At 47.1% G+C, this 11877-nt stretch carries 12 protein-coding genes; 5 read left to right on the top strand and 7 right to left on the bottom strand.

Annotated elements, in window-relative coordinates:
• Positions 1–113: 113 nt before the first annotated feature.
• The 4 genes from B3180_RS07780 to B3180_RS07765 all read left to right on the top strand — a co-directional run bounded on the left by B3180_RS07780 (position 114) and on the right by B3180_RS07765 (position 4929).
• Positions 114–551, top strand: a complete 438-nt coding sequence (locus B3180_RS07780) for an excinuclease ABC subunit A (RefSeq protein ID WP_278358577.1) — start codon at positions 114–116, stop codon at positions 549–551.
• 11 nt (positions 552–562) lie between these two features.
• Positions 563–2701, top strand: coding sequence for a prolyl oligopeptidase family serine peptidase (locus tag B3180_RS07775; protein ID WP_278358578.1), 2139 nt, complete (start codon positions 563–565; stop codon positions 2699–2701).
• A gap of 118 nt (positions 2702–2819) precedes the next feature.
• Positions 2820–3734: an SPFH domain-containing protein gene (locus B3180_RS07770; protein WP_054488749.1), complete on the top strand. Its 915-nt coding sequence runs from the start codon at positions 2820–2822 to the stop codon at positions 3732–3734.
• On the top strand, positions 3727–4929 hold the full coding sequence (locus B3180_RS07765; protein WP_286843871.1) for an EAL and HDOD domain-containing protein: 1203 nt from the start codon (positions 3727–3729) through the stop codon (positions 4927–4929). The genes B3180_RS07770 and B3180_RS07765 overlap by 8 nt, the downstream gene beginning before the upstream one ends.
• Here B3180_RS07765 and B3180_RS07760 read toward each other — a convergent pair.
• The 7 genes from B3180_RS07760 to sufB are packed head-to-tail and all read right to left on the bottom strand — an operon-like array spanning position 4926 to position 10970.
• Positions 4926–5339 (bottom strand): SufE family protein, encoded by a 414-nt coding sequence (locus B3180_RS07760; protein WP_278358579.1) that lies wholly within the window; start codon positions 5337–5339, stop codon positions 4926–4928. The two genes, B3180_RS07765 and B3180_RS07760, sit on opposite strands and share 4 nt — an antisense overlap.
• Before the next feature lie 44 nt (positions 5340–5383).
• On the bottom strand, positions 5384–5917 hold the full coding sequence (sufT, locus tag B3180_RS07755) for a putative Fe-S cluster assembly protein SufT (protein WP_222236189.1): 534 nt from the start codon (positions 5915–5917) through the stop codon (positions 5384–5386).
• 14 nt (positions 5918–5931) lie between these two features.
• The gene (locus B3180_RS07750; protein ID WP_054488741.1) at positions 5932–6288 is read right to left on the bottom strand and encodes a HesB/IscA family protein; all 357 of its coding nucleotides are present in this window, start codon (positions 6286–6288) and stop codon (positions 5932–5934) included.
• A 16-nt stretch (positions 6289–6304) separates the two neighbouring features.
• Positions 6305–7522, bottom strand: coding sequence for an aminotransferase class V-fold PLP-dependent enzyme (locus B3180_RS07745; RefSeq protein ID WP_278358580.1), 1218 nt, complete (start codon positions 7520–7522; stop codon positions 6305–6307).
• Positions 7519–8769 carry a Fe-S cluster assembly protein SufD gene (gene sufD / locus B3180_RS07740; protein WP_224797658.1) on the bottom strand — a complete coding sequence of 417 codons (1251 nt, stop codon included), beginning with the start codon at positions 8767–8769 and terminating at the stop codon, positions 7519–7521. The genes B3180_RS07745 and sufD overlap by 4 nt, the downstream gene beginning before the upstream one ends.
• Complete coding sequence (gene sufC, locus B3180_RS07735; RefSeq protein ID WP_224797659.1) at positions 8766–9530, bottom strand: Fe-S cluster assembly ATPase SufC; 765 nt, start codon at positions 9528–9530, stop codon at positions 8766–8768. Before sufC ends, sufD begins: the two co-directional genes overlap by 4 nt.
• A 3-nt stretch (positions 9531–9533) precedes the next feature.
• Positions 9534–10970 carry a Fe-S cluster assembly protein SufB gene (gene sufB, locus B3180_RS07730; RefSeq protein WP_054488734.1) on the bottom strand — a complete coding sequence of 479 codons (1437 nt, stop codon included), beginning with the start codon at positions 10968–10970 and terminating at the stop codon, positions 9534–9536.
• 350 nt (positions 10971–11320) lie between these two features.
• On the opposite strand from sufB, the gene B3180_RS07725 reads away from it, so the two are divergent.
• Positions 11321–11877: LuxR C-terminal-related transcriptional regulator (locus B3180_RS07725; protein ID WP_286843866.1), on the top strand; the 557-nt coding region annotated here is incomplete at its 3' end.

Here is an 11877-nt window from a genome sequence, read left to right as displayed (position 1 = left end):
CCGAGAGATCGAGACAGACTATGTCATGACCAATAATTTTGCCTTTGGCGGCATTAATACCTCATTAATTTTTAAACGTTGGAATAACTCAAAATAATATAAGGAAATAGATAATGAAAAAGCTGTTTGTAGTTGCTGTTGTGGTATTGAGTTCATTGTTGTCATTGCAGGTGGAGGCTCGCAATGACTTAGTAACACTGGAGCTTAAGCCCGTAATGGAAAGTAATAAAGCGAAAGAGGCTTTGCTTGATATTCCGGTCTACTTTGCTGGTCAGTCGCACCCGGAAGTAGCTCAGTCAATGGGTGTTGTCACAACCAGCCGTAAGACGAATGCGCTGAATAAATCTGACCGTGAAGCTTGTGAATGGGTTTTGTTGTCGGCATTGAAAGTGCTGCAAGACAACGCGCGTGATAACGGTTACGATGCAGTCATTAACATTAAATCAAATTATGAGCATAATGAGTTCAGCAGTGCCGAGGAGTTTCAGTGCGGCGCTGGCTTTTTAATGGCTGGTGTAGCCTTAAAAGGTGAAGTGGTTAAATTCAAATAAGGATAATAACAATGAAATACCTACTGGGAGCAGTGGCAGTCAGTTTGCTGACAGCCTGCTCACAAAATGTTGAAACAGAACAAGAGGCGAATACGCAATCTATGTCGTATCCGGACACGCGTAAAGGCGATGTGGTTGATACCTACTTTGGAACCGAAGTAGCAGACCCGTATCGTTGGTTAGAAGATGACCGTAGCGAAGAGACAGAAAACTGGGTTAAAGCTCAGAATGAAGTGACTTTCGCACACCTGGAGTCCATCCCATATCGCGAAACGATAGAAAAGCGTCTGACCGAATTGTGGAACTACGAGAAAATCAGCGCACCGTTTAAAGAAGGTGATTACACTTACTTTTACAAAAACGACGGCCTGCAAAACCAGTATGTGGTGTATCGCCAAAAAGGTGATGAAGAGCCGGAAGTGTTTCTGGACCCGAATACTTTCAGTGAAGATGGCACGACTTCGCTGGCGCAATTAACCTTCTCTGACGACGGTTCGCTAGCGGCTTACTCAATTTCTGAAGGTGGTAGCGACTGGCGTAAAATTATCGTCATTGATGCCGAAACCAAGGAGCAGCTGGAAGATCCTTTAGTGGATATTAAATTCAGCGGTATTTCCTGGGTAGGCAATGAAGGTTTCTACTACTCCAGTTATGACAAGCCAGAAGGCAGTGAGCTTTCGGCAAAAACCGATCAGCATAAACTTTATTACCATGAGTTGGGCACGGACCAGTCTGACGACAAGTTGGTGTTTGGTGGAACGGATGCTGAGAAACACCGCTATGTCGGTGGCTCAGTAACCGATGATGATCGTTATCTACTCATTTCAGCGGCTAACTCAACCTCGGGTAATAAACTGTTTTTAAAAGACCTGACCGATGAAGACAGTGAACTGGTTACCGTTCTTGATCATACCGACTCTGATACTCGTGTATTAGATAACGACGGTTCAAAGCTTTACCTGGTGACGAACCTCGATGCGCCAAACCAGCGCGTTGTGACCGTTGATGCCAGTAATCCAACGCCTGAAAACTGGGAAAACTTTATTCCAGAAACTGAAAACGTGTTGAGCGTATCAACCGGTGCGGGCTATATCTTTGCCGAGTACATGGTCGACGCCGTGGCTCAGGTTAAGCAATATGCCTATAACGGCGATATGGTTCGTGAAGTGCAGCTTCCGGGTGTGGGCAGTATTGGTGGCTTCTCAGGTAAAAAAGAAGCGGATGAGTTGTACTACACCTTTACCAACTACAGCACACCGTCAACGATTTATAAATTCGACCCTGATCAGGGCGGCTCTGAAGTTTATGCTGAATCCGGTGCTGATTTTGATTCTGCCAACTACGAATCAAAGCAGGTCTTTTATACTTCCAAAGATGGTACCGAAGTACCTATGATCATCACCTACAAAAAGGGAACAGAGCTGGATGGCTCTAACCCAACAATTTTGTACGGTTATGGTGGTTTTAATATTAGCCTGACACCTTCATTCAGTATTGCTAACGCAGCCTGGTTAGAAATGGGCGGTGTTTACGCTGTCGCTAACCTGCGTGGCGGTGGTGAATACGGTAAAGACTGGCATAAAGCGGGTACTAAGCTGCAAAAGCAAAACGTTTTTGATGACTTTATTGCAGCAGCTGAGTACCTGATTGATGAGAAATACACATCGTCTGAGCAATTGGCGGTTCGTGGCGGCTCTAATGGTGGCTTGCTAGTCGGCGCGGTTATGACTCAGCGGCCGGAACTTTTTGCCGTTGCATTGCCTGCAGTAGGTGTTCTGGACATGCTTCGCTATCACACCTTTACTGCCGGCGCTGGCTGGGCGTATGACTACGGTACAGCGAACGACAGCGAAGAAATGTTTGAGTATTTGCTGGGTTACTCGCCGGTTCACAACGTGGAAGAAGGCGTGGCTTATCCGGCAACGCTGATCACTACGGGTGACCATGATGACCGCGTGGTTCCTGCGCATTCATTTAAGTTTGCTGCAGAGCTTCAGGACAAAGCGGGCGGCGAAGATCCTCAGCTTATCCGTATTGAAACCAATGCCGGGCATGGTGCTGGTACACCGGTGTCAAAAACCATTGAACAGTATTCAGACATATTCGGCTTTACTCTGTATCACATGGGGTTTGAACAACTTCCTGAATAACCACTGACTCGCAAAGGTTTCGTTGTAATTGACGGAACCTTTGCGTCATTCTTTCGCTATTTTTCACACTTTCCGTTAATCTCTTCCCTTATCATTCTCGTATAATGAGGATTCAATAATGACGAGCGATTTTAATATTATGTGGGTAGTTGGCGCACTGATTGTCGTACTGTTGCTGATTGCTTCAGTGCGCATTGTTCCGCAGCAAAGCGTTTATCTGGTCGAATTGTTCGGTCGTTACCGCCGTATGCTGACGCCCGGTCTTAACTTTATCATTCCGTTGATTGAGCAAGTTGCTCATAAACAGTCAATGAGAACACGTCAGTTGGACGTTGATGTTGAAACTAAAACCAATGACAACGTGTTTGTCATTGTCCGGGTGTCTGTTCAGTATCGCGTGAGTAATGAAACCTCAGTTTATAATGCGTTTTATCAACTGGAAAACCCTGAGTGGCAAATGCAGTCGTATGTTTTTGATACGGTGCGCGCGCAAATTCCTAAGCAGAATCTGGATGCGGTGTTCGATAATAAAGACTCTATTTCTAAAGATGTAAAAGAGCAGTTGCGCGATACCATGGAAGAGTACGGGTTTGAAATTATTGCGTCGCTGGTGACCGATATTGACCCGGATCAGTCTGTTAAAGATTCGATGAACCAAATTAACGCCGCAGAACGAGAGCGTCGTGCAGCGGAGCATAAAGCGGAAGCTGAAAAAATTATGCTGGTGAAGCAGGCCGAAGCGGATAAAGAGTCCAAAATATTGCAGGGGCAGGGCATCGCCGGTCAGCGTTTAGCCATAGCAGAAGGCTTACGTGATTCTATTGCGATGGTCACCGATCAGGCAAATGATATTACTTCTAAAGACGTTATTGATTTGCTGAAATTTACTAACTACGTGGATGTACTGGGCTCTTTCGATACAGCCGCCAGTAAAGTGATAATGTTGCCGCAGCCGACAGGCCAGCTGGACTCTTTATCGTCGGATATTTTAAGCGCAATGGAAGCGGCCAAAGACAGTAAAAAAGATGGCTGAAACTTTTCCGTTACTGGCAGCTCAACCCATTTATGACAATAAAAACCGCTTTTATGCGGTAGAGCTGCTTTATCGTAGTGCGCTGAACTTAACCGCTGAGACGGTCGGCGATACAGCGGCTACCAGCGAGGTTGTCTTTAACCTTTGTGCGGGCATAACCACCCAAACTGAGCAGTACGATGCTACAGCATTTATCAACGTTTCCAGTGAGTTTTTAGTCTCCCAAAGCTTTCTTCCCATTGAGCCGGACAAAGTGGTTATTGAGCTGGTGGAGCGAATCAAGCCGACCAGAGCTGTCGTTAATGCGGTGGCGCGTTGGTACGAAAAAGGTTTTCGCTTTGCGTTGGATGACTTCGAATTCGACCCTGCCTGGGAGCCTCTGCTGAAGTATGCGTCTTACATCAAAGTGAACGTTTCGACTCTAACGCTGGCACAGGCTAAAGCTTTTAAACAAAAGCTTTCCGGATTCAAAGGAAAGTGGCTGGCTGAGCGGGTGGAAGACGAAGCGACCAAGCAAGCTTATGAAGCCCTGGGTTTTGAGCTGTTTCAGGGCTATTATTTTGCGAAACCAACCGTGGTTTACGGAACTCGTTTAGAGCCTTCCTCGCTGCAACTGGCAAAAATACTATCGCTTTGCTTTGAAAAAGAACCCGATTTAACCGAACTTTCTCAGGTCATTTCAGAAGATCCTAAGTTGTCAGTGAGTCTGCTTAAAATCGTTAACAGCCCTTTATACCCAACAGCGAGCCCTATTACCCGGGTTAAAGACGTTATTATGCGCCTGGGTATTGAGAAACTGAGGCGCTGGATAGCCCTCATTGGCTCGGTAACCGCAAGTAGCCCCGAGGCCTCCCGCATGGTCTTAGTTCGGGCGCAGATGTGTTATGAGCTGGCTAAACGGCAAAATTCGCCGGATATCGATCCGGATCAATGCTATTTCGTCGGGTTATTATCGGGTATCGATATTATGCTTGGGGTCGATAAGGCGTGTTTCTTTGAAAAGTTACCGCTGTCTGAACAAACAAAAATGGCGGTTGATGATTGTGCCGGACCAATGGGGCATTGCTTGCGTATTGCACTTAAGCTAGAGCAGTTAGTTCAGATGAAACAACAGCTCCATAAAGTCGATATCCGCTTATTAACCAGTTACAGAACGGTGTCGGCAAAAGTTCAGGAGCTGTTTAATACAATTTAAGCCTGGCTTTGTTTCGCTAATTGCTGAATTTTTCCGACAATTGCACGTAAACCGTTACCACGGGTTGGTGTAATGTGGTTTTCTAAATCCAGTTGCGCAAAGTAATGGTCGATATCAAATGCCAGAATTTGTTCAGGGGCTTTATTGTGGTAAGCCGCCATAACTAAGGTCAGCAGGCCTTGCACAATGACCGCGTCACTATCTACGTGCAGCAACAGCTTGCCGTCTTTTTCTTCGCTGATAAGCCAGACATTACTTTGGCAGCCGCGCACCAGATACTCTTCTTTATGCTGGCTTTCCGGTAAACCGGGCAGAGCTTTACCTAAATCAATGATGTACTGATAGCGTTGCTCCCAGTCGTCTAAAAACTCTAAATCATCAATGATTTCATCTGTGCTGGGTAAATTCATGCTGACCAATAACCTTCACTTATAAGTTAAAAGAGTAACTAATGTTAAAAGAAGACGCCGGCTTCAAGCTGAGCTTCTTCGCTCATCATGTCGCGTGACCAGGGTGGGTCAAAGACCAAATCAACTTTCACATTTTTAACGTGCGGTACCAAAGAAACGCGGTATTCCACATCACCCACAAGTACAGGCCCCATGCCGCAGCCCGGCGCAGTTAAAGTCATATCAATGGTGATGGTATGGGTGTCCTGATCAATGTCGACCTTATAAATAAGTCCCAGAGAAACCAGATTAATTGGAATTTCAGGGTCATAAATGGTTTCCAGAGCATCCCACACTTGTTGCTCCGATATTTTGCCGTCGTCTGGTACCGGAAAATCGAGCTTTTCGGGTTTGCGCCCAATAGCATCGGCGTCAGTACCGTCTATGCGCAGCATATTGCCCTGAAAGGTGACAGTATAATTACCGCCTAAATCCTGAGTAATGTTAACAAATTCACCCTTAGGAATTACTTTCGGTTCACCCGTTGGCACGCGACGTGCCTTAACTTCACGGGTGGTGGACACCATTTTCTGCTGCATAATTTAAACTTCCGTTACTGCACGTTGAAGCTTTCGCCACAACCACATTCGTTGACCACATTCGGGTTGTTGAATTTAACCACGCCGTTAATGCCTTCTTTTACGTAATCAATTTCGGTATTACGCACCAGTTCGAGTGCATTAGAGGCTATCGCGACCTTCAGGTTATCGTTAATATCGACAACTTCATCGCCGTCCTCCAGTGCATCGGCCGAACTGAGTACATAGGCATAACCTGTGCAGCCACTCTGTTTGGTGGACAGCCGAATGAACTTACCTGGCTCGTCTTTTAAGCGCGACTCGAAATAACGTACGGCGCTTTCTGTCATCGAAATTAAGGACGATGATGGTACAAATGTTTCTACAGACATGAGTCTCCTCCTGCCATCAGGCTAGCATTAGACGAGCTTTTTTGATGCCTTCAAACAGCATTTCAACCTCGTCTAGCGTATTGTAAATGGAAAACGATGCGCGCGCAGTGCCCGGCACGTTCAGGCGCTTCATCAACGGCTGAGCGCAGTGATCACCCGTACGAATGGCAATCCCCTGTTTGTCGAGCAAAAAGCCAATATCGGCCGGATGCGCACCGTCTAGAATAAAGCTTAGCACGCCAATTTTCTTTGCGGCATGCCCAACAATGGTTAAGCCATCGGTTTGCTCGGCTAATTGTGTTGCTCGTGCCAGTAAAGCGGTTTCGTGAGCCAGAATGTCGGCTGCATCATATTGCCGGAGCCAGTTAATTGCTGCCGCCAGACCAATAGCACCGGCAATATTCGGCGTGCCGGCTTCCAGGCGGTTAGGTAATTCGCCCCAGGTGGCATCCTGGTAACTGACTGTCGCTATCATTTCGCCACCGACTAACCATATGGGCCAGTCTTTTAAAACTTCGTAGCAACCCCAAAGTACGCCGATACCGGTTGGCCCAAATACTTTGTGCCCGGAAAATGCGTAAAAGTCACAGCCAATGTCCTGTACATCAATAGCGCCATGTGCAACGCCCTGAGCGCCATCAATCATTACCAGTGCGTCTTTCGCTTTGGCGGCTGCAGTGAGCTCTTTAATTGGGTTAATGGTGCCAAGTGCATTTGAAATGTGCGGCATTGAAACGAAAGCCGTGTTCTCGCTCAACAGAGCATGAAACTGCTCGGTATTCAGCGAGCCGTCTTCGTTAATGGGTACTACTTTCAATGTTGCGCCCGAGCGTTTACAGGCTTGCTGCCAGGTCACCAAATTCGCATGGTGTTCCATCTCGGTAACCAGCACTTCATCACCGGCCTTTAGTCGCTGGGCAACGCCATTAGCGACTAAGTTAATGCCTTCGGTGGTACCGCTGGTCCAGATAACCTCTTCCTGGCGGCTGGCATTTATATATTCAGCAACGGTCTTACGCGCTGCTTCATAACGCCGGGTCGCTTCATCGGACAGGTAGTGGGCACCACGATGAACGTTGGCATTGCACTGAGTGTAGTAATCTGTCAGCGCGTTGATGACCGCCTGCGGCTTCTGGGTGGTTGCAGCGTTGTCCAGATAAACTAAAGGTTTACCATGAACCTGGCGGTGCAGTATCGGGAACTGCTCACGAATTTGCGCAACGTTCAGGCTCATTGCTGCTCCATCATACTTTCAAATCGTGTTTTCAATATGGGCTGTAACCAGTCAGCCAACGCTTTATTCGGCATTTGGAAAACCATCTCCTGCACGAAACCAAAGTTCAGCATCACCAAAGCCTGTTGCTTGTCGATGCCGCGCGTCAGCATGTAGTACAACGCTTCTTCATCAATCTCAGCCACTGTCGCACCGTGTGCGCACTGTACGTCGTCTGCGTAAATTTCCAGTTCCGGCTTGGTATTGATTTGAGCACCGCGGGTCAGCAGCAGGTTACGGTTATTCAATTCTGCCAGGGTTTTCTGCGCATGGCGGTGAATATGAATGCGTCCGTTAAATACCGCTTTTGCCCTATCACCAATAATGCCCCGGGCATTTTCTTCGGTAGTCCCGTTTGGTGATGCGTGCTCAATGGTGCTGTGTAAGTCGAAATGTTCACGCGGAGCCAGTAAATACACGTTATTAAATTTAGCAAACGCGTGCTCGCCAGCGTGTTCGATGTCTACGTCCAGGCGTGTCAGCTGACTGCCGTAGCCAATTAAGGTACTGTTCATTTTGGCATGGTCGTGCAGTTTAAAATGACTGCCGCCAATATGAATAGACTCACCTTCGTGCAGAGCAAAACGGTAGTGCTCTAAATTCGCTTTTTCGGCAATATCGTACTCCGCAAACGCTGTATTCAAGCTATTACCTGAACCGCTGCCATGCTCAATAATCGTTGCCTGAGCATTTGCACCAACACGTACCAGAGTGCGCTGGTGAGATTCGATACCGGCTGAAGCAAAGTTAACGATACGAATGGGCTGCTTGATTTTAGCGCCGGCGGCAATATCAATAACAACACCTTGCTGCGCCAATACATCATTAACCAGACCAAACAAATGATGGCTGGGTTTTACTTGCGCAAAAAGCGCTTCTGCTGGCTCGCTTGGCGCGGAAAGCTCACTAATAGTAACGCCTTCCGGCAGCTGAAGCTTGCTGATGTCAGTACTCAGTTGGCCATCAACAAAAACCAGATCAAGGCTGTTCAGCCCCTCGATGAAAGGTGCTTCGGCGGTGTTATTGCCTGTGCCTGTCTGCAACTGCAAATCAGCAACCGGGTGCAGCGAGGTATAACGCCAGGCTTCAGTGCGGCGCGTTGGCCATTGCTGCTGCTTTAAAGTGTCCAAGGCTTGTGCCCGGACCGGAGATAGCCAATCGTCAACGGTCGAGGCACGCTCTAGAACGTGGTTTAACCATTGACTCATGCATCTGCTCCTTCTGCTTCAGCTTCTGCTAACCAAGCGTAGCCTGAAGCTTCAACTTCTTTAGCCAGTTCAGGACCGCCACTTTTCACAATTTTGCCTTTAGACAGAATGTGGACGTAGTCCGGCTGAATGTAATCCAGCAGGCGCTGATAATGCGTGACAACAATAAAGCTGCGTTTGCCGTCGCGCTGGCTGTTGACGCCTTTTGCAACAACTTGCAGAGCGTCAACGTCCAGGCCGGAATCGGATTCATCAAGAATAGCGATTTTAGGTTCCAGCATAATCAGCTGCATAATCTCGTTACGTTTTTTCTCGCCGCCTGAGAAGCCTTCATTCACACCGCGCTTTAAGAAATCGAGCGGTAACTCAACCTGTTTGCAGGCTTCTTTGGCTTTTTTCAAAAACTCTGCAGAGCTTAAGGCTTTCTCGCCACGCGCTTCGCGTAGGGCGTTAACAGATTCTTTCATGAATTCCATGTTGCTCACGCCGGGTATTTCAACCGGGTACTGGAATGCCAGGAATAATCCGGCTTGAGCGCGTTCTTCAACTTCCATGTCCAGCAAGTCTTTGCCGTCCATCTCGACGCTGCCGCTTTCCACTTCGTAGCCGTCGCGGCCTGATAAAACGTAGCCTAAAGTACTTTTCCCGGCACCGTTAGGACCCATAATAGCGTGTACTTCGCCGGGGTTTATTTCCAGATTCAGGCCTTTCAAAATTGTTGTTTCTTCTACACGTGCGTGTAGATCTTTAATAGATAGCATGTTTTACCCCACTGAACCTTCAAGACTGATTTCAAGCAACTTACCGGCTTCAACTGCGAACTCCATTGGTAGCTCGCGGAATACTTCTTTACAGAAGCCATTTACAATCATTGAGACTGCTTTTTCAGGGTCCAGGCCTCGTTGCCGACATAAGAATAATTGATCGTCACTCACCTTAGAGGTGGTGGCTTCGTGCTCAACAATCGCGGTTGGATTGCTGCTTTCAATATACGGGAATGTGTGTGCGCCGCACTGGTCGCCAATAAGCAGCGAATCACATTCGGTAAAGTTACGCGCGCCCTCAGCACCCGGGCCCATACGCACCAGGCCGCGGTAAGCGTTATTACTGCGACCGGCGGAAATACCTTTAGAAATGATGGTCGACTTGGTGTTTTTACCTAAGTGAATCATTTTGGTGCCGGTATCGGCCTGCTGTCTGCCGCGGGTTAACGCTACTGAATAGAATTCACCAACGCTGTTGTCACCTTTGAGAATACAGCTTGGGTACTTCCAGGTAACGGCTGAGCCTGTTTCTACCTGAGTCCAGGATATTTTCGCGTTTTTCTCGCACAGACCGCGTTTAGTGACAAAGTTATAGATACCGCCTTTGCCGTTTTCATCGCCTGGGTACCAGTTTTGAACCGTTGAGTATTTGATCTCGGCATCATCCAGTGCTACCAGCTCAACCACGGCTGCGTGTAATTGGTTTTCGTCACGTTGTGGAGCGGTACAACCTTCCAGATAACTGACATGGCTGCCTTCTTCGGCAACAATTAAGGTACGCTCAAACTGACCCGTGTTCTGTTCGTTTATGCGGAAGTAGGTTGATAGTTCCATAGGGCAGCGAACGCCTTTTGGAATATAAACAAACGACCCGTCAGTGAATACGGCACTGTTAAGCGCAGCGAAGAAATTGTCGCCACGGGGAACTACGGTACCTAAATACTTTTTAACTAAGTCAGGGTACTTGTGAAGAGCTTCAGAGATAGGGCAGAAGATCACGCCAGCCTCTTCCAGTTTCTCCCGGAAAGTAGTGACGACGGAAACCGAGTCGAAGACCGCATCGACAGCTACACCGGCCAGCATCTCCTGCTCGTGCAGAGGAATACCGAGTTTTTCATAGGTGCGCAGCAATTCAGGATCAACCTCGTCTAACGACTTAGGTTTATCTTTCATGCTTTTAGGCGCTGAGTAGTATGAAATAGACTGGTAATCCACTTTGGGATAATCGACGTGTGCCCAGTCCGGCTCTTCCATTTTTAACCAGGTGCGATAAGCCTTCAGACGCCATTCCAGCATCCATTCAGGTTCACCTTTAATGGCGGATAGACGGGCAATGACGTCTTCATCCAAGCCAATTGGAAAAGTTTCTGACTCTATTTCTGAAACGAAGCCTGCATCGTATTTACGTGCAAGCGCCTGATCAATCTGTTCACTCATGATTTACCCACTCTAAAAGCTGCGGATGGGAATTTCGCCCGTTACTGGCCAATAGTATAAAATACCTGACTAAAACACTCAACTTTATCTGTTGACCCACATTATACGGGATTGCAGCCCTTTTGTCGCTTATTTCGCCTACCGTGAGTGAGGTTATCTTACCTTTATGTCCGCCGTTATGTTTTATTGGAAATAGAGCGCTTGTTACATTTTGTAACATGTTCTAAGGTGCATAAACTTTCAGCATAAAAAATAATCGTATATTATAAAGGGTCACATAGTTCGTTAGAAAAATGTAATTCAAATCATAAGCGAAGTAACGAATATGTGTTTTAACTTTAAGGGATGTTATGGCGCGTTTTACTCAGTTAGCTTTAATTGAACATCAAAAGCGTACACAGAACTTGGGGTTGCTTGCTGAATCTTTAGAAATGTCGGTTGTCCATCGTACTTTCTCTGAACTGGTTGAAAGTTCGCCACTGGAAAATACGATGGTAGCTTACTCGTTAGGTTCAGAGCAGCTTTCGAGGTCTCATACCACCAATGAAATTGCAGCTCTAACCAGAACTTACCCCTTGTTTTTAGTTAACGCCAGAAAAGATGAGGTACGTCCGAACCAGGCGCTAAACCTCGGTGCGCGTGGTATTATTTATGAAAACGACCATTTAGATCGCGTGCTTACTGCTATCAAAGTGATAGGTCAGGGTGAGTTGTATTACCCGCGTTCTCTGCTTTCCGGTAAAATTGAAGAAATGATGCTGCGGCGCCAGGCCGATGACGACTCTTTTACTACTGCGTCACAAGTAAATTCTCTGACTCCTCAAGAATTGAAGATTATTGAGCTGGTGGCAACTGGCGCACGTAATAAAGAAATTGCAGAACAGTTAAATATAAGTGCTCACACGGT

Source organism: Idiomarina sp. UBA4206 (genome assembly GCF_002383015.1).
Lineage (GTDB): Bacteria > Pseudomonadota > Gammaproteobacteria > Enterobacterales > Alteromonadaceae > Idiomarina > Idiomarina abyssalis.
This window is presented reverse-complemented; position numbering and strand designations above follow the sequence as displayed.

Coding starts and splice junctions, on each gene's coding strand:
- B3180_RS07780 (WP_278358577.1), top strand. CDS start 114: ATGAAAAAGCTGTTTGTAGTTGCTGTTGTGGTATTGAGTTCATTGTTG.
- B3180_RS07775 (WP_278358578.1), top strand. CDS start 563: ATGAAATACCTACTGGGAGCAGTGGCAGTCAGTTTGCTGACAGCCTGC.
- B3180_RS07770 (WP_054488749.1), top strand. CDS start 2,820: ATGACGAGCGATTTTAATATTATGTGGGTAGTTGGCGCACTGATTGTC.
- B3180_RS07765 (WP_286843871.1), top strand. CDS start 3,727: ATGGCTGAAACTTTTCCGTTACTGGCAGCTCAACCCATTTATGACAAT.
- B3180_RS07760 (WP_278358579.1), bottom strand. CDS start 5,339: ATGAATTTACCCAGCACAGATGAAATCATTGATGATTTAGAGTTTTTA.
- sufT (WP_222236189.1), bottom strand. CDS start 5,917: ATGCAGCAGAAAATGGTGTCCACCACCCGTGAAGTTAAGGCACGTCGC.
- B3180_RS07750 (WP_054488741.1), bottom strand. CDS start 6,288: ATGTCTGTAGAAACATTTGTACCATCATCGTCCTTAATTTCGATGACA.
- B3180_RS07745 (WP_278358580.1), bottom strand. CDS start 7,522: ATGAGCCTGAACGTTGCGCAAATTCGTGAGCAGTTCCCGATACTGCAC.
- sufD (WP_224797658.1), bottom strand. CDS start 8,769: ATGAGTCAATGGTTAAACCACGTTCTAGAGCGTGCCTCGACCGTTGAC.
- sufC (WP_224797659.1), bottom strand. CDS start 9,530: ATGCTATCTATTAAAGATCTACACGCACGTGTAGAAGAAACAACAATT.
- sufB (WP_054488734.1), bottom strand. CDS start 10,970: ATGAGTGAACAGATTGATCAGGCGCTTGCACGTAAATACGATGCAGGC.